The sequence below is a fragment of the Shewanella mangrovi genome, from assembly GCF_000753795.1.
In the GTDB taxonomy this organism is placed as follows: Bacteria; Pseudomonadota; Gammaproteobacteria; order Enterobacterales; family Shewanellaceae; genus Shewanella; species Shewanella mangrovi.
In genome coordinates, this window is the sequence record NZ_JPEO01000003.1 from 322,366 (window position 1) to 346,829 (window position 24,464).

At 48.7% G+C, this 24,464-nt stretch carries 21 protein-coding genes; 10 read left to right on the forward strand and 11 right to left on the reverse strand.

Annotated features, from left to right (window positions below; genetic code table 11):
* Positions 1–13: 13 nt before the first annotated feature.
* Genes HR45_RS06605 through flgB form a run of 4 tightly spaced genes read right to left on the reverse strand, consistent with a single transcriptional unit; the run spans position 14 to position 2,817 of the window.
* The gene (locus tag HR45_RS06605; protein ID WP_037441021.1) at positions 14–1,369 is read right to left on the reverse strand and encodes a flagellar hook protein FlgE; all 1,356 of its coding nucleotides are present in this window, start codon (positions 1,367–1,369) and stop codon (positions 14–16) included.
* A 20-nt stretch (positions 1,370–1,389) separates the two neighbouring features.
* The gene (locus HR45_RS06610) at positions 1,390–2,049 is read right to left on the reverse strand and encodes a flagellar hook assembly protein FlgD (protein WP_037441025.1); all 660 of its coding nucleotides are present in this window, start codon (positions 2,047–2,049) and stop codon (positions 1,390–1,392) included.
* Between the two features lie 10 nt (positions 2,050–2,059).
* On the reverse strand, positions 2,060–2,491 hold the full coding sequence (gene flgC / locus HR45_RS06615; protein WP_037441028.1) for a flagellar basal body rod protein FlgC: 432 nt from the start codon (positions 2,489–2,491) through the stop codon (positions 2,060–2,062).
* A gap of 2 nt (positions 2,492–2,493) precedes the next feature.
* Positions 2,494–2,817, reverse strand: coding sequence for a flagellar basal body rod protein FlgB (gene flgB, locus HR45_RS06620; RefSeq protein ID WP_052074584.1), 324 nt, complete (start codon positions 2,815–2,817; stop codon positions 2,494–2,496).
* Positions 2,818–2,949: 132 nt separating this feature from the next.
* Here flgB and flgA point away from each other — a divergent pair, with 132 nt between their 5' ends.
* From flgA to flgN, 3 genes are all read left to right on the forward strand, one after another.
* A complete protein-coding gene (gene flgA, locus HR45_RS19010) occupies positions 2,950–3,708 on the forward strand; it encodes a flagellar basal body P-ring formation chaperone FlgA (RefSeq protein ID WP_052074562.1) in 759 nt (252 codons plus the stop codon).
* Between the two features lie 65 nt (positions 3,709–3,773).
* The gene (locus HR45_RS06630) at positions 3,774–4,055 is read left to right on the forward strand and encodes a flagellar biosynthesis anti-sigma factor FlgM (RefSeq protein WP_052074563.1); all 282 of its coding nucleotides are present in this window, start codon (positions 3,774–3,776) and stop codon (positions 4,053–4,055) included.
* A complete protein-coding gene (gene flgN / locus HR45_RS06635) occupies positions 4,052–4,489 on the forward strand; it encodes a flagellar export chaperone FlgN (RefSeq protein WP_037441034.1) in 438 nt (145 codons plus the stop codon). Before HR45_RS06630 ends, flgN begins: the two co-directional genes overlap by 4 nt.
* Before the next feature lie 13 nt (positions 4,490–4,502).
* Here the strand turns inward: flgN and HR45_RS06640 are convergent, their stop codons facing one another.
* A complete protein-coding gene (locus tag HR45_RS06640; protein WP_156104024.1) occupies positions 4,503–7,451 on the reverse strand; it encodes a ligand-binding sensor domain-containing diguanylate cyclase in 2,949 nt (982 codons plus the stop codon).
* 489 nt (positions 7,452–7,940) lie between these two features.
* Here HR45_RS06640 and HR45_RS19015 point away from each other — a divergent pair, with 489 nt between their 5' ends.
* The 3 genes from HR45_RS19015 (at position 7,941) to gss (ending at position 12,387) form a co-directional block, all read left to right on the forward strand.
* On the forward strand, positions 7,941–9,542 hold the full coding sequence (locus HR45_RS19015) for a sensor domain-containing diguanylate cyclase (protein ID WP_052074564.1): 1,602 nt from the start codon (positions 7,941–7,943) through the stop codon (positions 9,540–9,542).
* 242 nt (positions 9,543–9,784) lie between these two features.
* A complete protein-coding gene (locus HR45_RS06650; RefSeq protein ID WP_037441041.1) occupies positions 9,785–10,363 on the forward strand; it encodes a YceI family protein in 579 nt (192 codons plus the stop codon).
* Positions 10,364–10,509: 146 nt separating this feature from the next.
* The gene (gene gss / locus HR45_RS06655; protein ID WP_037441044.1) at positions 10,510–12,387 is read left to right on the forward strand and encodes a bifunctional glutathionylspermidine amidase/synthase; all 1,878 of its coding nucleotides are present in this window, start codon (positions 10,510–10,512) and stop codon (positions 12,385–12,387) included.
* A 64-nt stretch (positions 12,388–12,451) separates the two neighbouring features.
* Here gss and HR45_RS06660 read toward each other — a convergent pair whose 3' ends face one another.
* Together HR45_RS06660 and HR45_RS06665 are read right to left on the reverse strand one after the other, a co-directional pair.
* Positions 12,452–12,961 (reverse strand): TIGR00645 family protein, encoded by a 510-nt coding sequence (locus tag HR45_RS06660; RefSeq protein ID WP_052074565.1) that lies wholly within the window; start codon positions 12,959–12,961, stop codon positions 12,452–12,454.
* 310 nt (positions 12,962–13,271) lie between these two features.
* A complete protein-coding gene (locus HR45_RS06665) occupies positions 13,272–14,120 on the reverse strand; it encodes an SDR family oxidoreductase (RefSeq protein ID WP_037441050.1) in 849 nt (282 codons plus the stop codon).
* Between the two features lie 117 nt (positions 14,121–14,237).
* Here HR45_RS06665 and HR45_RS06670 point away from each other — a divergent pair, with 117 nt between their 5' ends.
* The 3 genes from HR45_RS06670 to HR45_RS06680 all read left to right on the forward strand — a co-directional run bounded on the left by HR45_RS06670 (position 14,238) and on the right by HR45_RS06680 (position 18,094).
* On the forward strand, positions 14,238–14,666 hold the full coding sequence (locus HR45_RS06670) for a winged helix-turn-helix transcriptional regulator (protein ID WP_037441053.1): 429 nt from the start codon (positions 14,238–14,240) through the stop codon (positions 14,664–14,666).
* Between the two features lie 117 nt (positions 14,667–14,783).
* On the forward strand, positions 14,784–17,168 hold the full coding sequence (locus HR45_RS06675; RefSeq protein ID WP_037441055.1) for a Lon protease family protein: 2,385 nt from the start codon (positions 14,784–14,786) through the stop codon (positions 17,166–17,168).
* Positions 17,169–17,215: 47 nt separating this feature from the next.
* Complete coding sequence (locus HR45_RS06680; protein WP_052074566.1) at positions 17,216–18,094, forward strand: substrate-binding periplasmic protein; 879 nt, start codon at positions 17,216–17,218, stop codon at positions 18,092–18,094.
* 24 nt (positions 18,095–18,118) lie between these two features.
* Here the strand turns inward: HR45_RS06680 and HR45_RS06685 are convergent, their stop codons facing one another.
* The 4 genes from HR45_RS06685 to HR45_RS06700 form a co-directional block, all read right to left on the reverse strand.
* Positions 18,119–19,699, reverse strand: a complete 1,581-nt coding sequence (locus tag HR45_RS06685; protein ID WP_052074567.1) for a methyl-accepting chemotaxis protein — start codon at positions 19,697–19,699, stop codon at positions 18,119–18,121.
* A 137-nt stretch (positions 19,700–19,836) separates the two neighbouring features.
* Positions 19,837–20,196: a ribosome hibernation-promoting factor, HPF/YfiA family gene (gene hpf, locus HR45_RS06690; protein WP_037441057.1), complete on the reverse strand. Its 360-nt coding sequence runs from the start codon at positions 20,194–20,196 to the stop codon at positions 19,837–19,839.
* 128 nt (positions 20,197–20,324) lie between these two features.
* Positions 20,325–21,896, reverse strand: a complete 1,572-nt coding sequence (locus HR45_RS06695) for a methyl-accepting chemotaxis protein (RefSeq protein ID WP_052074568.1) — start codon at positions 21,894–21,896, stop codon at positions 20,325–20,327.
* A gap of 260 nt (positions 21,897–22,156) precedes the next feature.
* Positions 22,157–23,713, reverse strand: a complete 1,557-nt coding sequence (locus tag HR45_RS06700) for a S8 family serine peptidase (protein ID WP_037441060.1) — start codon at positions 23,711–23,713, stop codon at positions 22,157–22,159.
* A 240-nt stretch (positions 23,714–23,953) separates the two neighbouring features.
* Here HR45_RS06700 and HR45_RS06705 point away from each other — a divergent pair, with 240 nt between their 5' ends.
* Positions 23,954–24,397: an OsmC family protein gene (locus HR45_RS06705; protein ID WP_037441063.1), complete on the forward strand. Its 444-nt coding sequence runs from the start codon at positions 23,954–23,956 to the stop codon at positions 24,395–24,397.
* Positions 24,398–24,464 lie beyond the last annotated feature (67 nt).

The window sequence follows — 24,464 nt, forward strand, 5'->3', positions numbered from 1 at the left end:
AACCGCTTAACCCTTACACCGCGTTAAACAGCACTTGCATCATATCGTCGGCAGTGCTGATGGTTTTAGCGTTGGCTTGGTAATTCTGTTGGAATGAAATCAGGTCAACGAGCTGCTCACTGATATCCACGTTAGAGTTCATGTATTGGCCAGAAAGCAGTTGCCCGACATTCTCTGACGCGGCGGTGGCGTACAACGGCGTGCCCGAATCGGCGCTGCTGTGCCACATAGTGTCATTCACCTGTTCTAGGCCATTAACGTTAGCAAAGGTCGCCATCACCAATTGCCCCTGCAGCTTGCTTTCACCATTCGAGAAAGTGGCAAACAAGTTGCCGTTGTCATCTACCGTGACACCAGTGTATTCGCCGGAGGTGTATCCATCAGCGTCATTGTTATACATGGCAAAGCCGGAGCCATACTGAGTACTCTTACTCATATCTAAGGTCAGGGTGACATCACCTGCACCACTCGGATTGCCCTCGCTGTCGAGCGGAGCAAAGGTCAGATCCAATTTACGTTGATCATATGGGTCAGTGACATTGTCATCAGGTACACCGTTAGCTGGAATAGCCAATGTGCCCATAGGCTGTAGCTGACCATCAGTATCGAAGCTTATGGTGACGACCGCCGCAGCGTAATCAGTACCGTCAACATTTACCGTCTGGCTGCCAACGGTCGCGCCCGCAGGCGCCGTAATGCCCGTGGTCATCGGCGCACCATCGACAAAGTACATGACTTGCCATTGATTGCTGCCTGAATGGTTAAAATACTGCGTCAGCACATGGCTGTTACCCAATGAGTCAAACACTTCACTGGATTGAGAAAAGTTATAAGCAGTGCCATCGGTAGGCTCGAATGCATCTGGTGCGGTCGGATATTGAATGACATCGCTTGCTGAGCTGAAGTTGGCTGAAAATGCAATATTCTCAGTGGCCTGAGCCGCAATGTTTTGTCCTTCAATCTGCAGATTGGTCAGTACCCCTGGTACGATATTGCCATTGGCATCAACACCGTAACCTTGCAAATTGGCACCGCTGGCATTGACGATATTTAACTCATTATCTAAGCCAAACTGACCCGCTTGGGTGTAAGCTTCCTGACCGTCATTATTCATCACGAAGAAGCCATTGCCGACAATCGCCAAATCCAAATCGTTATCGGTCTGCACCAGATCACCAGAGGTAGCGAAGTCCTCTTTGATATCAGCCACTTTGACGCCGCCACGTTGACCGCCGTTGTACACCGCAGCAAATTCGGTACTACTTGATTTATAACCAGAAGTCGCAGAGTTAGCGATGTTGTTACTGGTCACTTCCAGTGCCGACTGAGTGCTTTGCAAGCCGCTCAAGCCAATTTGAAAAATAGACATACTCTTGATTCCCTATACTGTTATGACTTAGTAACCAACTGATTAATATCGGAAAGGTTGTAGTTACCCAATCCATTTACCTGCAGCAGAATATCTTCCGCACTATCACCAACCGACACACGTTCAACGGTGCCGTTTAACCAAGGCGTTAACTCAGCCGACAATCCGCTTTGTTGCTGGGCGCTGACTTTTACGCTGTACTGGCCAGCAGCTTGCTCAGAAAAATGAAAGTTCAGGGTTCCCACACCGCTGTATGACAGCTGTTGCTCTGCAACCAAGTCACCGTCAGCGTTGTACAGCTGCGCCGTCACAGCACTGGCTGGCGAGGTTAAATTCACTGCGCCGGAAACCTCACCATCTTGCTCAAGCACAACATTGGCGGCTGGCACACTCACTTCGCGCCCGACCAGCTGGGTGGTTTCCAACACTTTCATCGCATCCAGTGAGCTTTGATTGGCGGCAGTGTTTTCTTTAATCCCTTGCAGCGATTCCAGACTGCTGAACTGCGCCAGTTGGGTGACATACTCAGTACCGTCTGACGGATCGAGTGGGTTTTGATGGCTAATTTGTGCCACCAGCAGCTCCATAAACATGTTGGAGAGATCTTGACCATTGCTGGCGATATTGTTTGCCGCTGCAAAATTAGTCGCCGTGCTACCTTGAGAGATGCTATCGACCATGACCTACTCCTTAAGATTGTCCCAAACGCAGAATGCTCTGCTGCATGCTGTTCACTCGGCCGAGGACTTCTACCGATGTCTGATAGCTTCGCGACGCTGACATCATGTCCGCCATCTCTTCTAACGAGTTCACATTGGAATAAAATACGTAGCCATCGCCATTGGCGAGCGGATTGTTCGGCTCGTAGCGTTGTTCCACCGCGCGGTCAGACTCGACAATGCCCAGCATTTTGACACTGGCGGATACGCCATTGCTGTCGTCCGTCGCATCATTCGATTGCTGGTACATCGCCGCAAATACGGGTTTCAGCGCATGGTAAGCTTCAGCTTCGCTGCTGGCCGCAGTGTCAGCATTGGCAAGGTTTGACGCGATTGTGTCCAAGCGCATGACTTGGGCGTTCATGGCGCTGCCGCTAATGTCATAGATATTGTTGAAAGACATAGTTACTTACCTTTAATCGCCGAATAGAGGCCGTTAATTTTCATGTTCAGAAAGGTCAGACTGGTTTGAAAATCCATGTTGTTTTGTGCGAACTTGGCTTGTTCAACGTTTAATTCAACGCTGTTACCATCGGCAGAAGGTTGGTAGGGTACGCGATAGAGCAAAGGATGCTCGGCCGTGACGGACGTTTCGGCAGCATTTGTCATGCTGGACTGCACATCCTGCATAATGCTTTGGTAGTCTACGTCTCGCGCTTTGAACCCTGGAGTATCGACATTCGCCAAGTTGCTAGCGATAATTTCAGCGCGATCCAATCTCAATGCCATGGAGTAGGGATGAACGCCAAACGCTTTATCAAATGGTCCCACTGTCTGTGCCCTTTTGAATCTCAGGTATGAATATTGAACAGGGTTAAACAATTTTTATGCCAACAAATAAAATCTATAAATATCAATACAATGAAATCATTTGATGTAATTTTAGGCAAAATCAGGGAAGCATTTCTTCCGCTACGGAAGCACAACTACTGGCTACTTCCGCTGGCGATATTTTCCTGTCAGCTGCATGCCACCAATTCGCTGGAGCAAGCGCTCAACGCTCACGTGCAGCAGGAACTGAAGCAGTACCAGCAGCAACATAGCTTTACCGCGCACAAACAGCGTATTAGCTTTCGCATCGCCGATGCCGCGACACAAAGGCCATGTAACCATTGGCAATTTTCACGACCGAACGCCAATCAAGCACCATTAGGACGGGTCGGCTATCGCATCGAATGCGTAGACAATGAACGCTGGACCAGCCGAGCCATTGCCGAAGTTCACCTATGGGCGGATGTATTGGTCGCGACTAAAGCACTAGAGCGCGATACCCAAATTGCCTTGGCAGACATAAAACTCTCTTCAGTCGACCTCGCCAAAGTCAACGCGGAACCGCTGTTTGCACCGCTGGCTGCGGCCAATAAGTTGGTCAGACGCCGTATTCATGCTGGGCAAGTTATTTCTGCCTATCTGCTTGAAAATCCAATGATTGTAAAACGCGGTGATATAGTGACTATGGTGGTAGATATTGATGGTTTTAGCGCCTCAACGCGTGGCACCGCCATGGAGGATGCTAAGTTGGGTGAACGGGTCAAAGTGAAAAATAACAGCTCAGGCAAGGTAGTCGAAGGCAAAGTGCTTAAAGGCGGACAAGTGGCGGTAGATTTTATTGGCAATTGATTTAAGTTTTTCCTGAAAGCGGTCGCCTATAGTGATTAGTAAGGTTTAGTTCGAGAGTATTGAGCATGAAAATTCGCAACCAAGGTGTTGTTCCCATTGAACAACTGAAAGCGGACACCAAGAAAGCAACGGCTGAAATGGCAAAACCTGCCGTTAAACAAGCCGCGGCTGGCGCGAATATTAGTAGTACGAGTCTGGCCGCTGGCGCGTCATTAGATCACCTCAGCGCTCAAGACGAAGTCGATATGGACAAAGTGATGGCGATGCGCAGTGCTATTGAAAACGGTGAACTGGCGTTGGATGCCGATGCACTGATCAGTGCCGTGCTGGAGTTACACCGTCGATGAGCAAACAGATTAACGATCTCAAAAGCTTTTTCGGCAGTATGCGTCACGACGTCAGTCGCTTAGACGAACTGATCAAACAGTTTGAGCAGCAATATGAGCTATTAAGTAGCCGCGACAACCTGCATCTGCCCGACCTCAATAGTGATATGTTGGCGTTACTCAACAACTTGCGCGAGTCTAATGTTGAACGTGAACAGTATCTTAAGCAATTGGGATTACCGGGAAATAAAGACGGATTGCAGGCATTACAAGCAAAGCTACCCTCCCCTATGCGCGAAAAGATAGGGGAGTTGATAAGTGAGCTCAGTCTTAAAGTACAAACCTGCAATATGATGAACGAAAGATCTGGCAAACTGCTATCAGTTCAACGCAAAGTCATGACCCAATTCGGTGCGCTAAAAGACCAGCAAGCCTACCCAGATTTTCGCGCCTAGATTATCGCCCACTTTAACGCTCGACACGGTTACGGCCATTTTGTTTAGCGCGATAGAGGGCGCGATCGGCTTTGTTCAACAACTCGTCCATATCAACCGCATCATCACTACAGGCGACGCCGATACTGACGGTTATCTCAAGCTGTGGTGCTATATCGTTACAATCCATCGATGCAATGCGATAACGCAGCCGCTCACTCACTGCCAATGCCTGCTCTAAGGTAGTGGACGGCAACAACATTACAAACTCTTCTCCGCCCCAACGGGCACACACATCAAATTCGCGGCAGTGTTGTTTGAGCTGCTGACCGAGTAGTTCAAGGGCAAGGTCCCCCGCCTCATGGCTGAAGTTATCGTTAATGCTTTTGAAATGATCGATATCCAAAAATGCTAACGCTAATGGCTGCTGACTACGCTTAGCTCGGCTAAATTCGCGTTCAAAGGTTTCATCAAAGGCACGCCGATTTGGTAAGCCGGTGAGTTCGTCCTGCATGGCTTGCTTTTCTAACGCAATCGCCTGACGACTCAGCTGTTCTAATAACGCCGATTTTTCACTGTTGAGCTGCGCCAGATGATCCGTATGCCGCTGTAGCTCTTCTGTTTTTAATTCAACTTGTTGCAGCAGATTGGCACGGCTACGACGCAGTGAATAGGTACGCCACCATACAATAAGTACCACCCACAGAATCAACCCCAAAATAGCCAAATAAAGTGCCAACGAGGTTTGCCACCAAAATGGCAACTTGGTGATATTTAAGATTGCTGGCTTACTCCAGTCACCACTGGGGTTTTGTGCTTGGATCTGTAACTGGTATTCACCCGGCGCCAAGTTGGTAAATTCAATCTGATGCTGATTAGCGTTATCGCGCCACTGTTGATCAAATCCCTGCAAGCGGGTGCGGTAATGGATGCGTGAAGGCATGATGTAACTTAAGCCAGCATAACGCACCACCATCCGTTGTACGCCTGGCGCCATGGTAATCTTGTCATCCAGCAGTTGTTGCCTTTGCCCATCTAAAGTCAGACTTTCAATTTCCACATTTGGCGTATATTGGCTAAACAGATACAAACGGCTGGGGTCGACACGAGCAACGCCACGCGCAGTGGCCATCCATAAGCTACCATCGGTAGATTTGGCAATGGTAGGTGATGAGCCCCCATTTGCCTGAGCACTGACCATACCATCACTTTCACCGTAGAGAACCAGCGGCAACTTGGCGAGTTTCCCCTCCAGTACGGCATTGGCATCCGCTTCACTGAAACGCAAAATGCCACGGTTACTGCTCATCCAGATATCGTCATGATCATCGATAAATACTTGGAAATACTTATCGAATGGCAGCCCCTTACTGCGCCCAATAATCCCGGTTTCACCGGTGGCAAGATTACGGCGCATCAAGCCCCTATCCGTTGCCGCCCAGAGTAACTGCTGTTTATCTTGATAGAAAAAGCCAAACGCATACTCGGCATTATCAAACTGCTGAATCGGGACATTTTCGAAATGATCACCTTCCCAAATGCTGATGCCAGTACCGGTACCCACCCAAATCTGCTTGCCGACCTGCGCTAATGCCACAATAAAGTTGCCCGGTAAGCCACTATCTGTGGTGATACTGCGTAGCTGGCCATTTTGCAAAATGGTCAGCCCCTGTGAAGTGCCCATCCATAAGGCGCCATCATCGGCTCGCAGAATAGCGCGCACTTCATTGGAGATGAGGCCGCGCTCGCGATCAAGCAGCAGCTCAACCTCGCCATTTTTGTAAACGAACACCCCCGCGGTGTAGGTGCCGATATAGAGCGTGCCATCACTTTGTTGCTCAAGACTCAGAATCGATTGCTTAGGAATAAGGTTTTGTACCACCTTGCCTGCCGCAATATCGTAGCGGCTCAGACCATTAGACGTACCAATCCAGATACTCTTGCCATCTTTATCAGCCAACACAGTGCGTACATAATTACCAGCAAGCCCTTGCTCTTCGGTGAGCGTTGAAAACGGCACGTCACGCAGTCTTAGTAAGCCACCATTGGTGCCAATCCAGATACTGTGTTCTTGATCTTCCAGCAGACTCAATACTCGGTTACGCGGCAGATCGCGGCCGGTTTCCAAGTGTTCCAACCCATAGGATTTGCTGTAACGATAAACACCGCGCTCAATCGTGCCAATCCACAAGCTACCTTGATGATCAAACATCAACTTGGAGACCGCGATGTTGGTCAGTTCAGGCATAAATTGCTGACATTGCGCCTCAACACAGCGCAGTAAACCAAATTCAGTAGCAAACAACACACCCTGTTTTGTGGGTAATACATCAAATACAGGTGCCGCCGGAATATCTTTATTTACCCGCAGTTGTTGCTGTTCAAAGACGACCACGCCTTTTGAGGTTCCGACCCACAACTGACCATCAGGATCTTTGACTAAGGCGTAAATAGAATTACTTGGTAATCCAGTTTCCACGGTCCAATGTTCGCTGTGACCGTCGGCATATTCGCGAAACAGTCCATCGCCTTCGGTCGCCACCCATATGCTGCCGTCAGCTTCGGCCGCCATCGCGTTCACCAGACCGCCAACAGGCCGCAACGGCTGCCAATGATGATCTTTAACAGAGGTTAAACCGCCTCGTGAGCCCCCAATAATGAGTCGCCCATTGGCATCAACGTAGGAACTGCGCATCCCGGCATCGGGCAAACCTGTCGTATCATCGCGGCCGTAGACTTTAAATTCATTGCCATTAAACCGCGCAATACCTTCCCAGGTGGTGAGCCAGATGTACCCCTCTGGGGTCTGTGACAGACTATTTACTGTGTTGTGCGGTAAGCCATCGCGAGTGGTCCAGCTTTCTTGAAAGTAGCGATTAACCGGTTCAACCGCTTGCTTTACCTGATGCGCGGAGGCTGTGAAGCAGTGCAATATCACCATTGCACTGGCGAGGAAGGTTATGACCCTGTTTTGGGTTCTCAACGTAGTAACACCCTCAATTGGTGTTGATAACACGCATCTCAGTCACGAGGCGAGCGGACAGCGTTATCAAAGCACGTGCTAGCATTGTTCTCATTTGCGGACATATTGATGTAATTCGCGGCGACCGTGTTGCTGTCAATAAGCGTCCTTGTTAGCCGTCGCGGCGAATGTCCCTATTGGCGAACATTACACAATTTCCTAACAAGTTCAAAGTAGTAAAAAGATTGAAATGAAAAATAAACGTGTTAAAAAACAATTGCTGCAGTGCGACTCACTTTACCATTGACCGCAGAAAGCCTGCTGCTGAAACAGTTATATTCAGCGTTGTTGCGAGTCGCAAACAATTGTGTTCATCCCCCAGAGGATCGCGCTCCGTGGCCTCATGAACTAAGCGCAGCTTATTTAAACGGCAAGCGTTATTTCAGCTTCTATACTTAGCAGTGAGTCAGCGAAGGGATTCCAGACGTATTTCACCATTGGGGGAGACAGATGCTACTTCAGTCAAAACTACGTAAACGATTATTGCTTGCGGTAGCGGCGGCTTTTATTTGCATCTTTTCATTGCAAGCCATCATTCGTTACGTCTGGACACTTCCGCAACTTGATCAACTGGCGCATTACAACGATAAACTGGATGTACAACGCGTTAATAGCCATATCAACCAATTGATTATGCTCAATAAAAACTTTGCCTACGACAACGCTGTTTGGGATGAATCCTACTTGATGGCGAACACCAATAATGCACAATGGTTTCAGGATAACTATTTCACCAAGCAGACGTTTTCACATCAAATTGTCAACGGCATCTATTTTTATAACGCTAAGGGTGAGCTCATCACAGGTATGAGCGCCAGCCACCATTTTGAGAAAATGGTAACCCCGGAGTTTACCGAACCTAAACTGTATAATTCACTACTGATTAAACCGCAGGACGTCGAGCAAAATAACTTTATGCCACTGGTCAAAGTACGTTTTGTCGATGTCCTTGGCAGACCTGCCGTAGTCACCAGTCAGAGCATTGCGCCAACCAACGAATATGGTCCCAGTGCCGGCACTATGTTGTTATGGCGCTACGCAGATGAACAATTTACTGAATTGCTTGCCCCTTATGACAAGGATGATATCGAGATCCACAAAGGGCTTGAGTTAGCTAATATTTTTAAGCATCTATCGAGTGAACTTGGCAGCGACAGCAACGACCCAATTGTATATAAAGGCCGCTTGTTTATCGGCGTTCGCGATGTCTATGGTAATCCTTTGCTGGCTTTTTCTATTGTGCAAAGTCCGCGGCTGTACAACCAAGAGATGTTTGATGTGTCGATGTTAGCCGGTTTATTGATGGCCATGTCGATACTACTGCTGTTCTATTGGTTTATCAGCGTGCGCATGATCCAACCAGTAATAAAAATGCTGAAAACGGTAAGCTATGTATCACTCACCAATGATTATTCGCTACGCACCAAACTCTCAGGCAGCAGTGAACTGCATCGCCTCGGGCACCTTATCGACCAGTTACTCAGTGTGGTCGAACATCAACAACAAACATTGCACCAACAGAATGAACGCTTAGAACAACTGAGCAATACCGATCCACTGACCGGTCTGGCAAATCGGCGCTATCTGGACAGCTATCTTGATACCCTGTCATCCCATAAAGCCAACCAGCAACTGCCACTATCGTTACTGGTCATCGATATCGATTTCTTTAAATCATTTAACGATACCTTTGGCCATAGCCAGGGCGACCGAGTATTAAAACAGGTGGCCACAGCACTGGTACAACTGACCCATGGTGCCACCGATTTAGTCTGTCGCTTTGGTGGAGAAGAGTTTGTCGTGGTGTTGGAAAATACCGATAAAGATAACGCAGCTCACGTGGCTGATAATCTTTGCCGCGGGATTGCCGATTTGAAAATAGCGCACGGCGGTAAGAACGCCGCAGACTATGTAACTATTTCAATTGGGGTCGCAACGAAAGAAGCTACCGCAGCTATTGATACACAGAAATTATTCGAACTGGCCGATGAGGCGCTCTATCAAGCTAAACATCAAGGGCGCAACCGCTTCATTACGGCGAAAGTTGCCTAAAGTTCAACCGGTGCACTACCCTATTTCTGGGGCGCAACCCACGTATCCCCCACAGATATAGTTCTAAAAATTAGAAAGATATCTCCGATATTTAGCTGTTGTGGAAAACATAATCGAAACTAATATAGTTAGCGAACGACGGCGGTGTTCATTGCGCCTACTCTCGAGCATCGTCGTCACCCGAATGACTTTTATTGGCCAGTCAACGCACGCTAGGCCACAAGGATAAGCGAGGCTTTAATATGAAATCTTGGAAAAACATGACTCTGGGTTTGGCTCTGGTTGGCGTCTCAAGCTTGAGCAGTGTAGCGATGGCGGCAACTTACAACATCGATCCTACTCACACCAGCGTAGTAGCATCTTGGAACCACTTTGGTTTTTCAAACCCAACTGCTGATTTCAGCGGTGTTACTGGTACTTTGGTATTTGATGAAAAGTCACCTGCCAAATCATCAGTATCAGTCACTATCCCAGTGAAAACTGTAGATACTCATGTTAAAGCGCTGACTGATGAATTCATGGGCAAAGATTACTTTGACGTTGCAGCACATCCAGAAGCGACTTTCGTCAGTGACAAAGTAACTAAGACTGGCGATAAAACTTACGACGTCAGCGGTAAAATGACCATCAAAGGCATCACTAAAGAAGCTCTGTTGAAAGTGACCCTTAACGGCCAGGGTGAACACCCAATGAAGAAAGTGCCAGCTGTAGGTTTTGACGCAGTTACCACTATCAAACGTTCTGACTATGATATGGCGAAATACGTGCCATACGTGAGCGACGAAGTGACACTCCGCATCACCACTGAAGCAACTGAATAAGCATTAGCATCACGCTAATCCAATCAACGCCCGCTGCATGCGGGCGTTGTTATTTATGACAAAAAATAATATCTGTAGCCACTTCTGTTACCCCAGCAACGGCGCTATGCTGCCGCACATCACGCCAAGTTGCCCGGAGAGTAGCTTTGCATAAATTACAGTTTCCCCCAGAACCTTTTGGCACCTTATTAGGGTATGCTCCCGGCGGTGTCGCCATCTATTCCAGCGATTACGACTCCGTAAAACAACAGCAAGTCGACAAACCCAGCGATTATCGCAGCTATATTGGCAATGAATATATGGGTTACAAATGGCAGTGTGTTGAGTTTGCTCGTCGCTGGCTTTATCTCAACCGTGGCTTAGTGTTTACCGATGTACCAATGGCATATGATATTTTTGCCATTCGCCATTTGCGCCGTGTCGAAGACGATGCCTTACTACCATTGCAAGCCTTTGCCAACGGCGGCAAACGGCCACCTGAGGCCGGCGCTATCCTAATCTGGGCCGAAGGTGGCGAGTTTGAAGTCACCGGCCATGTGGCGATTATTACCGAAGTGCTTAACGATTGTGTGCGTATTGCCGAGCAAAACCTCGAACATTGCAAACTGCCCTTGGGACAACAGTGGTGCCGAGAGCTCAAGCTTGAAATCAGTCCCGAGCAAAACTACCGCATCATCGAAGGCTATCCTGATACCCGCATTTTAGGCTGGATGATTCAAACTGAAGATGCCACCAATGCCGAGCCTGCACATTGGGTGAACCCTGCGCTATTTGATATCAACTCTCGAATGATGCCTGCGCCGATAGCAACCGCAGAATGGCTTAATCCACAACAGCCATTACAGGCGGCATTTATCCGGGCGATGAATGGCCATTTCCTCACGGAGAATATTGCCGAGCAAACACGCTACTTCAGGATGTCAGCGACCGCCGAGCGCGAACTTATCCGCGCCACCAATGAATTGCATTTAATGTATCTGCACGCAACAGAGCAAGTGCTGCGCGATGATAACCTGCTGGCTCACTTCAACATTCCCAAAGTGTTGTGGCCACGGCTCAAACGCTCATGGCAAAGTCGGCGCCATCAGATGATCAGTGGCCGTTTTGACTTTTGCATGACGGCCAAGGGGCTCAAAGTGTATGAATATAATGCCGATTCCGCTTCTTGCCATACCGAAGCCGGCTTAATTCAAGGCTTATGGGGTAAGGCGATTCATTGTGAAGATGGAGAGGATGCCGGCGCTGATCTGTTGTCGGCGATGACGGAAGCCTGGCGTCATAGCGGCGTCACTGGCTTAGTGCATATTTTACAGGATAAAGATAAAGAGGAAGATTACCACGCCCAGTTTATGCAACAAGCGATGGCAAATGCCGGTATCGAAAGTCGTATTATTCGCGGTCTTGACTCACTGCGTTGGAATGCCAGTGGTGAAGTCGTTGATGCGCAGGGAAATGTGATCACATGTGTGTGGAAAACATGGGCGTGGGAAACCGCACTCGATCAAATTCGCCACGAATGCGAAGACGACCTCAACGCGCCACCAATCCGCACAGGCGCGCCAGAGCAAGCAGTACGCCTAATCGACGTATTATTGCGGCCAGAAATGCAAGTTTATGAACCACTGTGGACCTTAATCCCCAGCAACAAGGCAATTACCCCAGTATTGTGGCAATTGTTCCCAAATCATCGTTATCTGCTCAATGCGAGTTTTGAACTGACAGATGATCTTATCGCGCACGGTTATGTGCGTAAGCCGATTGCGGGTCGGTGCGGTGACAACGTTAGTCTAATCGATAAACATGACAGTATCCTCGGTGAAACCGATGGGCGTTTTGGTGAACAAGACTGTATCTATCAGGCATTATGGCGCCTGCCGCAGATAGATAAATATCGCGTACAGATCTGTACCTTTGCGCTTGGTGGCAGCTATGGCGGCAGTTGCATCAGAGTCGACGATTCGTTGATTATCACCACCGACAGCGACTTACTACCGTTAAGAATTGTTGATGATAACGAACTGTAGCTCTGTAGCCTAAAACGCAAAAAGTCCTGCAAATGCAGGACTTTTTTTTCGGTCAATTCGCTCGCTAGTGCTTACCACCGCGGTCGGCAATCGCATCTGTCAGCGCGAACAGCACGCCAGACACCACAAATGTCAGGTGAATACCCACCTTCCATCCCAGCGCGGCATTACTTAACGAATCAGACTCGATAAATGACTTCAACAACTCAACGGCAGAGATTGCCACAATGGCACCAATCAGCTTGAGCTTGAGGTCAGAAAAGCTGACTTTGCCCATCCAACCGGGACGGTCTTCATGATCACCGATCGCCATTTTCGAGACAAAGTTTTCATAGCCACTGAATGCAATAATCAGCAACAAACTCGCCAACAAAGCACTGTCCACCAGCGTCAAAATACTGATGATAGGGTTTTCCAACGAGCCGGTAATAACCCCAGCCATCAGGTTATACAACTCTTTGCAAAACTTAATCAGTAGCGCTACCACCGCAATCATCAAACCGAAGAAAAATGGCGCCAACATCCAACGCGCACGAAATAACAGATGTTCTAGTGTGGTTTCCAACTTCGACATATTCACAACACCTTTAGCAAAAGACTTATGTAAACAACCAGCTCATCATCTCTGATCTGGCATTTTTCAGCAAGCAGGCCAATGAAATAATGCGTTAATAACGACAGAGAACTGTATGATTTAAAATCGAAATGTGTAATTCGTGTGTTTTTACCGCAACGATACGATAAAGAATAGAAAGGCTGTGTAAAAAAGAGCTGTGGCGACCTTCAGCCACTAAAGAAAGGCAATGGTAGGCGATAAACAGATGGGCGTTGGCGCGACGGCATCCGCACCGGAGTGAATAGGGGATGCCGCGCAGACCAACAAGTTATAATACCGCTTTAATACTGTCGGTAATGGCAGTTGTTGGGCGGCCAATCAAGGCTGATAACTGATGACTGTCATCAAACAGGCCACCTTTGGCAGCACCTGTTTCTGAGTTACCCAGCACCGCAGCAAATGGACCAGGAACACCAACTTGCTCAAGTAGCGCCACATAGTCAGCTTCACTCAAATTACGATATTCCACGGTTTTACCGCTAGCATCGCTAATCGCTTGGGCAAATTCGCTCAGTGTAAAAGCATTATCGCCAGCAAGTTCGTATACTTTGCCCGCCTGATTTTCGCTGGTCAGTACTTTAGCCGCAGCTTCTGCATAATCTTGGCGAGTTGCGGTCGCCAAACGTGCATCACCCGCACAACCAAAGACCGCACCATGTTCGATAGCACCGGCAACGCCCATAGTGTAGTTTTCGCTATACCAGCCATTGCGTAACAACACCGCAGGAATACCACTCTCAGCAATATAAGCTTCTGTGGTTACATGCTCTTCAGCCAACACCAAAGGCGACACATCTGCATGCAGTAAGCTGGTATAAGCCAACAGACTGACACCTTCCGCTTTCGCCGCATCAATAACCGCTTTATGTTGTGGCGCACGTTGACCCACTTGATCTGATGAGATCAACAGCAACTTATCCACGCCCGCAAACGCCGCCTTTAAGGTCTCAGGCTGGGTATAATCCGCATGACGAACTTGTACGCCTTTCGCTTTTAAATCAGCGGCTTTGGCTTCATTTCTCACAGCGGCCACAATCTGCTCGGCAGGAACAGTTTTCAATAACGCTTCAACAACCAAATGGCCCAATTGTCCTGATGCACCAGTAACAGCAATCATAATCTTCTCCTAACTCACAATATTTGAAAGTGCGTTTTTTGTGGTAAAACGCCGTTGAGAGATATAATATGCCCAACACAAACTTTTAGTAAGTACATACAAAAAGGTAAGTATAAAATGAGTCAATCCTTAAATTCCCCCGGACTCGCTTCGCTAATGCAACGTGGCAACCTGTTCTCAGATAAATGCCCGTCTCGCGATGTGCTCAAGCACGTCACCAGCCGTTGGGGCGTGTTGGTATTGTTAGCCCTAATGGATGGCGAACAACATAGATTTAGCGCTCTTAAGCGCAAAATCCTCGGGGTTAGTGAGAAAATGCTGGCGCAAACGCTGCAACAATTGGAAGGCGATGGCTTTGTTAAACGTACCGTGTTTCCGGTTGTCCCACCCCACGTGGAATACTCACTCACCGAACTCGGCCATAAAATTGCCACACAAGTGGTTGGCTTAGCCGATTGGATTGAAGAAAACCTGCTACAAATTATGGATGCGCAACAGCAATACCAGCAACAGCAGACTTCAAACCTGCAGCACTGGCAGTCATAATGGTTTTAGTCTGGGGTAACGCACAAAACTCAACGGCACGGTAAAACAGGGTTTGCTTTGCTGCGCGCAGCCATTTATTGTCTTTGAACTTCACCGATTTATAACAAGGACGCTTTCATGGCCATCACTGCGCTTGATGCCAGCCAACTCTATCGTCAGGCAGAACTGCAACAACTGCCCTCCTCAGTAAAATCGACTAAAGATCTCGAACCGCTCGACGAAATTATCGGCCAAGAGCGGGCTCAGAAAGCCGTTGAATTTGCCATGTCGATCCGTGACAAGGGTTACAACATCTATGCTGTCGGCAAAAATGGCTTAGGCAAGCGCACCATGATGCTGCGTTATCTCAAGCGGCACGAATTCCAAGATCAGCCACTGTTTGACTGGTGTTATGTGGCCAATTTTGATGAACCACGTACGCCACAAGTATTAAAGTTACCCGCTGGCAACGGTGCACAATTTAAGAAAGATGTAGAAAAAGTGGTGCAGCGTCTGGTCAAAGCACTTCCTCTAGCATTTGATAACGAAGTCTATTATCGCCGCGCCGATAAACTGAAAGCGCAATTATCACAACGCCAAGAAGCGACACTATCAGAACTTGCTGCCGAAGCGCGTGAAATGCACATTCGCCTAGTTGTCAGTCCCGATGGTGACTATCAACTCATCGCACTCAACGGCGAAGAACCGCACACCGATGATTCTTATGCGGCATTATCGGAAACCGAGCGCAATCAGTTTGACGACAATATTCGCCATTTGGAAATCCGTCTGCGCGGCATCGTACGCCAACTCACCGAATGGGAAGAAGAGTTCAGTAATAAACAGCAGCATCACGATGAGCAGGTAGCGCGTGAAGTCCTAACCCACTTCTTCAAACCGCTGAAAGACGATTATCGCCATATCAGTGAAGTCCGCAGTTTTCTCTCCGCCATGCAGAAAGATATGCTCAGTAATCTGGATATCTTTTTGGAACAAAGCGAGGATCAACTTGGGCTGGCCTACGCCTCGCTTGAGAAGAAAATGCCACGCCGTTACCAAGTTAACTTGCTGGTTAGTCAGGAGTGTGAGCGCTTTCCAGTGGTAGTTGAGGAAAACCCTACTTATCACGGCTTGTTTGGCTATGTTGAAAGTGCAACTTATCGCGGCACTGTGTTTACCGACTTTTCCTTAATCCGCCCGGGCAGTCTACACCGCGCGAATGGCGGCGTACTGCTGATGGATGCCATCAAAGTATTAGAACGTCCCTATGTGTGGGATGGCCTCAAGCGGGCGCTACGCTCACGCACACTCGATCTGAATTCATTAGAGCGCGAAGTGAGTCTGTCAGGCACAGTATCACTCGCTCCAGAGCCGGTGTCGCTTGATGTCAAAATCGTGTTGTTCGGCGACTACGAAACCTACCAACTGCTGCAGCAGTACGATCCTGATTTTAGTGAGCTGTTTCGTGTTACCGCCGATTTTGAAGATGTGATGCCGCGGGATGATAAATCTGAAGCCTTTTACGTACGCTTTATCACCTCGATAGTGCACGACAATCAGCTACTGCAGTGTGATCGTTCTGCGCTGGCGCGCATTATTGAATACAGTAGCCGTCAGGCGGACGACCAAACCATGCTGTCGCTGCATTCAGCCGATATCGCCAACTTGCTGCGTGAAACCCATTTCTGCGCGAAATCGGCCAATGCGCGACGGATTCGTGAGACGCATGTGGAACAAGCGCTACAGCAGCAAGAGCAGCGAGTGAGTCGACTGCGCGATCAAATGATGCTGGGATTCGTGCAAGGAACCAACCTCATCGAAGTACAAGGTAAGGTTGTTGGTCAAATCAATGCGCTATCGGTACTGGCAACGACGGATCATCAGTTTGGCATGCCCAACCGCATTACTGCCACCACAGCTTATGGTCGTGGCGAAGTGCTGGATATTGAACACAAGGTACGTTTAGGTGGCCGTATTCACAGCAAAGGCGTGTGGATTTTAAGTGCTTATATTAACGGGCTACTCGGTAAGGATGCAGCAGTGCCGTTAACGACGTCGCTTACCTTTGAGCAATCCTATTCGGGTGTCGATGGTGATAGTGCGTCCATGGCGGAATGCTGCGCAATTCTATCGGCCATCAGCGGTAAAGCGCTACGACAAGATATCGCTATCACAGGCTCAATGAACCAGTTTGGCGAATCGCAGCCTATCGGCGGCGTCAATGAGAAGATTGAGGGCTTTTTTGATGTGTGTGTCATCAAAGGACGTAAGAACACCCAAGGGGTGATTATTCCTAAGCGCAACGCCCACAATTTGATGTTGAAAAAAGAGATTATCGAGGCAGTGAATAAAGGCCGCTTCCACATTTGGACAGTAGATCACGTCACCGAAGCGATGGCGATTCTGACCGATACCGAAGTTGCCAAAGCGAACCGTTACGGTCGCTTCCAGCCGGATTCACTGATTGGTATTGCCCAACTCAATATTGAAAAACTGCGCGAGCAGGCCAAAGGTAAGTTATAACTTTAATAATGTCGCTGCGTTTCTGTCTCTAACCTTGTCGGAGTCGTATGAAAAGGTTGCTGCTTGTCATCCTGAATATACTGCTACTGAATTTGGGCTGGCCAAATTCAGTACACGCTGATGATACGCGCTCCGACAAGGTTAGCTTCGCCAATGATCTTTGGGCACCTTATGTTGATGAAAATAAGGATGGCGGCATCGTCATCGAAATTATGCGTGCCGCTCTCGCATTGCATCACAAAACGCTGGCGGTCGAAATAACCCCTTGGGCACGCGCCTTTCATGATGTCAGAAACTGCCGTCGAGACTTGGTACTGGTCTGGTACGTGCCCGCCCGAGAAAAGTACGTCACTTACTCACATCCTTTCCTAAAAAATCGCCTTAGATTTATCAAACGCAGTGGTGATAGCTATGAGTATTCGGACAAAGACAGTCTCAAAGGCAAAACCATCGGCATCATTCGCGGATATAACTACGAGGATATTTTAGCCAACGATAGCCGCTACGGGCTGCAAGCCAACAGCAATTTTGAGTCCAATTTAAAGATGCTAGCGGCCGGCCGACTCGACTTAGTACTAGAAGATGAAATTGTGGCAGCCTCGACCATTTTTGAGCTGAATATGACCAGCAAATTCAGTTTTACCGGCCCCGCGTTAAATGAACGCGAACTCTTTGTGGCCACAGGCAAGTGCAATCCTGCTGGTGATAATTTAATTGCCGCCTTTAATGACGGTTTAACTCAGATTAAACACAACGGCGAATATGCGCGGATTCTGGCGAAATACGGAGCGCTACTACAAAGCCGCAACGCCCCCGCCATTATTCCCTCGTTAAGTCCACTCAGCCAAAATCCTCGCCCATTTGAGCTACCGCAACTGAGCTATCGACATCCAAATCTGCCGCCACTGCTAGCCGCGCCAGAGTAATGCCGCGTTCATGTAATGGCAGCATTACGCCTTAAAACCGATTCTGAAGCCGCCCCAATGTTTGCCATTTACATAAATTGGCACCGACAAATCATGCATCACCTCGCCGGTATCGCGCTTATAGGTTTGCAATAACATGCTATCGGTATGTTGTCCGCAGCGGATGCCTGTGGGGTCGTTAAACAGCCGTTTGGTACGATTGTTAGCAATATCCTGTTGTTTATTGCCGGTAAGCGGCTGGCTAAAACGCTTATTGTGGGTGGGGAAATAGCCTTTTCGGTCCACAGCGCCGGCATATATCACTTCGCGCAAGCGCGCGAGAATCGGCTCTTGTATTGCCGGAAACTGCTGATCGGTAAAGCGGTCAAATGCTGTTGAATACTTCGCAGGTTCAGTGGTGCCTACACGCTGATACTCTGGGCTAAACAACTGATGCTCGGTAAAAGTGCCCGTATGCAACCCTTGCGATAACAACTTGCCACAGGCCGCAGCAGCAGCTTGCGCTTCCTGCAGCACTTGCTGCTCAAAGGTATCGGTTTTCCAAGCCGTTAACGCACTAAAAATCCCCTCCGTTTGCTGCGAAAACTTAAATGCTTGCTGGGAAATCTGCTCCGAACGACTACCTGTGTCTTGCAATGATTGGCTGATCTGACGGATGGCATCGGCGATATCGGCGGTAGTGTCACGATAATCTCGCAGCGAGCTATCAATCTGCGCCAATGCATCCGCCGAACTTTCTACCCCTTGGGTGATGGTATCAAATCTTTGTTCCAAGGCTGACATCGCTTGCACCGTATCGGCCGTGCGTTCTACGACACGATTCATCAAGGCTGAGGTACTGTCGGTTTGCTGCCGAATATCCGTCAGCATCTTCGCAATATGTTGGGTTGATTCAGCAGTTTTAGCCGCGAGTGACCGAACTTCATCGGCAACGACCGCAAAACCGCGGCCAGCATCGCCTGCCCGCGCCGCCTCAATTGCGGCATTCAGCGCCAGTAGATTGGTCTGTGCCGCAAGGCTGTCGATCACTTCGGTGATCTTTTCGATGGCATCGGCCTTCGATTTTAAGTCGGTAACATGGCCAGCGGCAGCATTTACATCTTGGCTCAGAGTATGGATAGCGTTAAAGCCACTCACAGCAAAATCACGCCCTTCGAGCGAGAGTTGTTTGGACTGCTGCGCTTGTTGTAACACGGTCTGCGCATGATCGCTCAACGCGACGGTTGATTCAGATAAGGAAGATGCCGAGTGGTTAATACTCACAGCGGTTTCGCCACTGAGTTCTATGGTCTTTTTGAGTTCATCAACAAAGTGGGAAACTTCAGCACCACCTATCGCAATGCCACTGGTATCTTGCGCAATTTTACGGGCGGCGGCCCGCTGCGCCTTTTCTCCCGTATCTTGTGGGGATGCATCGGTAATCTCACGGGGCTGCGACCATAGCCGCCACAGCAACCACAGCGTAGGCAGTACCCACACAATCGCCCACAAGTAATCAGTTAGCTGCTGCGCCGACATCCACCAACGAATCGCCTGCATTAATGCCAAACCACACGTTACGCACACCAAGCTCCACTGCCAAGATTGCCGCTCGTTGAACGCCATTTGGGCTCCTCTACATGGGTTATTTCACTCGTGTCTAAAGAATAAACTATGCCGGCTAAGTTTGCCGTGGCTGGATTATTTTTGCTTCAAAAACAACAAAGGGACCTTAAGGTCCCTTCGCGATGCATGAGTGAAAATTACTTAGAAAGATCCATTTCCTGAATGATTTCATGGGCAATCGGCGGCGTAGTGCACACTGGCTTTTCGTGGAGATCCGCTTTTAGCTGGCCTTTGCGATGTTTAAGCGCAGAATCGAGTCTTTTAACTGCGGTCGCAATAGCAGGATACATAACGGCATCAGCGCCTGTAGCGGCAACGGCAACACCTTCATAATTGGTGCGCAAATCGGTCTGATATTCACCATGCTCTTTAGCAATGATGACATCAAATCCAATAAGTCCTGGGAAATGTTTGACGATCTTGGCGAGCTTTTCTTCTACGTGAGTGCGAACTGAATCAGTAACTTCAACGTGATGACCTGAAATCTGAATTTTCATAGGCTTTCCCTTTTTTTGTTGACTCATATATAGAGCTTGGGACTTTTCCTGCAAAACACAAGAGCCCGTAATGGAATAAATGCATTACGGGCTCATTTTGTGTGATGAATGGAGAAAATTTCAGCAAACTACACGTTGCGGCAAACACTCTGTAACCAAAACTGCTCAGATAAGTGCTGACTTTTAACAGAAAGGCGACTCACTTGCTCACTGCGTTCCTCGGCCGCGCGAATATTCAATGCACTTTCTGACGCCAAATCGCTGATCGTAATAATGGCCCGATTAATCTCTTCAGCCACCGTTGCTTGCTGCTGCACCGCGGCAACATTTGCCTCACTCATTTCATCTAAGCGATTGATAGAATGGCGCAGTGCCTCAAAGGCTTGACTGGCTTCCTCGGCTAATTCTACCGAGCGTTGAGCATCACTTTCACCGGCCTGCATCTTCTTACTGGCATCCAAGGTTGTTTGCTGAAATTTATGAATAATCTGTTCGATGCGGGTGGTCGATTCACTGGTACGGCTCGACAGATGACGTACTTCATCAGCAACGACGGCAAACCCGCGACCGGCCTCACCAGCACGAGCTGCTTCAATAGCAGCGTTCAATGCCAGCAAGTTGGTTTGATCAGCAATAGCGCGAATCACCTCAAGCACCTCAGTAATCGCTTCACTGTCTTGTTGAATCGCACCGACTACAGTGCCAAATTCGCCCACTCGCGTATTTAAGGCGCCGATGGCACCGACCACTTTTTTCAGGCTTTCATCGCCCATCGTAGTAGCCGTCAGGCTTGATTTCATTTCATCGGCGGAGAGCTGCAGATTCGTGCCAACCTCGTTAAAGCTGGCGGTCATTTCCGACATTGCCGCCCCCGCTTGCGTCGTTTGTTGGCTTTGACTATCGGCTCGCTCGGCATTGGCTTTAAGGGTTTCAAGCAAGTTACTGCTTTCATCACTGATCGATGTTGCAGAATCCGCCATGCGGCCAATCACACCACCCGTTTCGGCCGAAAGATAACTGAGGGCCAGACTCAACTGACCAATCTCATCCTGACGACCGCTATACACAGCGCGCGCGAGTGGATCATCCACAATCTCTTTAGAATGCGCCACCATCGCCATAAACGGCGTTAACCAGCGCTGACTGACCAGCAACCAACTCAGTAATGGGAGCAATGTCCACCAAGGCGAGATAAAGGCCAAAGCAAATGCCGACAGCAACATCAATGCTGCAAATACTTGGAGGCCGCGACCAAAACCGAGCATCGGCTTGCGCAACTCCTTGGGGGTTTTACCATCGTTAATCTGTTGATAGATGCGGGAGGCGGCATCAACCTGTTCGCGGGTTGCCGCATGACGAACCGACTGAAACTCATGCAACTTGCCGTTTTCCATCACTGGCGCGGCGTAGGCATTCACCCAATAGTGATCGCCCGATTTGCAACGGTTCTTCACGATTCCCATCCAAGCTTTGCCCGACGTCAAATTCCCCCACAAGGTATTAAACGCCGCAGAAGGCATATCAGGATGTCGGACAATATTGTGCGGTTGCTGGTGAAGTTCTTCTTCGGTAAAACCACTCACCTCAACAAATGCCTTGTTGACGTATTTGATTTTGCCTTTTAGATCGGTGGTGGAAAGCAAAATATCGCTATCGGAGAGACGTTGCTCTCTTTGAGTCACAGGTTGATTATTGCGCATCGACGGTGGGCCTCTTATTGCCTATGATCGCTCCATGTCCAACCTAAGGCAGTAATGTTAGCGGTAAGTTAATTACATTAGGCTAACAAAGTACGATGTAAATCACATGACAGCAAGTGCCTGATAGCCAGTTCGTCGACTCGATCAGATTTTGTCATTCCGCAGTTTTCAGCACTTGCTTTTTGACGCGAAAAAACGTTAGACGCATAAAAAAGCGCCATCACAGATAGCGCTATTTTTTCAACAAAAAATCGTTTTTCTTAGCGGCACTTTTTGCCTCGGCACGTCGTTCCGCCACTATCACCGCCGCCCCCTGTGGCGCTGGAATCACCTGCGCAACCAAAGCTCGTAAGGTAATCGACCGCAGCTTTCGCCTGAATCAGCCCGAACCCGGTCTCATTGTCGCGACCACTAGTCCCGAGGTCTTCAGCTGTTGCCTGCAATGCACTACGAATTTGACTATTACTGCATTGCGGGAAGTGACTCCATACTAACGCGGCAACGCCTGCAACATGCGGGGTTGCCATGGACGTACCATCAAAAAAGGCATAGCTGCCTACTGCTGTTGTCAGCGACGCATTGGCAGGTAATGACGCCAACAATGCAGCACCATCGCTGGCGGAGATACTCACCGACGGAATCCCCGTGACAACACCAGCTAAGGTGCCGGAAAAGTTGCCCGGCGCATTGTTGTAAATAATGGCACCGCTGCCGCCACTGGTTTGGCAGTTCAATACCTTGGCGGAAAAGTTGATGTTGCCACGTTCAATCAGACACAGCTTTCCACTTGCATCACAGAAGGACTCGCCAGTACCACAATCCACCATGGCCCCTGCGCTACTCAAGGTAGGAGAACCATCCATTGGGATAGCCTCATAAGCTTGACCGCTCGCTATCAAATCGGCCACTTCGCCCGTGTTCATCGGGACTGAAGATTGCACCAACACACCAGGCGCGGCCAACTCCACTTGGCTGTTGTACTGGGAGAAACTGGCACGTTGTTTATTGCTGTCTATCGCCGCAACAGAAACCACTGACGCATAAGATGCGGGATAGGAGCTACGACTATTGCCGTCATTGCCTGCTGCGGCCACGCTCAAAATCCCGGCTTTATCAGCATTACTAAAAGCACGTTCTTCAGCGCGGCTTTTAAAACTGCCGCCTAAGCTCATGTTAATCACATTTGCGCCAGCGATTTGGCATGTGTCTAAGGCATGAATAAGCGATGAAGAGTACGCCCAGCCATCAGCATCAAACACTTTCACGATAAAGAGATTTAGCTGACCACTGGGGTTAACACCAACCACACCGACGCTATTGTTAAGCGCGGCGATGGTGCCCGCCACATGCGTACCATGATGATTTTGGTCCTCAAACCAATTGCCGGTGCCATCAGGGTCATTGGCGCCGGAAACGTTATTCGCGGCGAGGTCTTCGTGTTCGATATCGTACCCTGAATCGATGATACAAACGGTCATATTGCCCGCTTCAGCATCACTGACCTGATCTGCCTGTACCATACCAATACCGTAGGGCTGGGTTTGCATCAGCGGATAACGCTTAACGTCTTGCTCGATAAACTCAATATTGGGGTTGTGCTGCAGACCTTTGAGTGCGTTAGCTGACATGGTAACAGCCGCTGCGTTATGTTTAGCCAAATCTAACTTCAATGTAGCGCCATTCGCCTTCAATAATGCTTTAACGGAGGGGCCAGCCCCCGTTTTATAAGAAACAATGTACCGTTCACTTTCTGCGGCAGATAACGACCAACTTAACAACAACGCTAGAGCCGCGACAGGCTTAAGAGAAATTCTCATCGCCAGAACTCCTAAAGGTTAAGATGAATTGAATTTTTACAATTCATTTACACAAGTAAATTTAAGTCGCAACTAATACAAACGCAAACTTGAATTTGCCGTGGTTAGCGCACATATCTGGAGTAATCGAGCTGGATAAAAATTAAGCGACATTAAAAAGTAAATTAAAACAATGCGATTATTTGTATTGAATTGGTCTATAGTCGCTTTATTAGCAATTCCGAGAACCGGAGCAATACTATGAGTTTTCATGTCACAGTCTCGTGGCAAAGTTCCCCCGCCCCAGAAGGGGAGTTTAACCGCGATCATCAAATTCACTTTGGAAGCGGTCAACAAGTTGGTGCTTCCTCAGCACCGGAATACAAGGGAAACTCGACGTTAGTCAATCCTGAAGAAAGTTTGCTGGCGGCGATCTCCTCTTGCCATATGCTGACGTTCCTGACGATTGCCCATTTAAAGCGACTACCAGTTGCCAGCTACCAAGACGATCCAGTCGCTGAAATCGGTAAAAAGGAATCGGGCAAAGTGGCCATCACCCATATCAAACTCAAGCCTAAGGTGGTTTTTGCTGACGGCGCCGAAGTGGATGCAGAACTCATAGAAAAGATCCACGAAAAGGCCCATGCCAACTGCTTTATCGCCAACTCGTTAGCAGAAGATACCGTGGTCGAAATCGACTTTTAACGCCTAGTGAACCGTATTCAGCCAATAAAAAAGCTCCAACACAGTTGGAGCTTTTTTTGTTTTCACT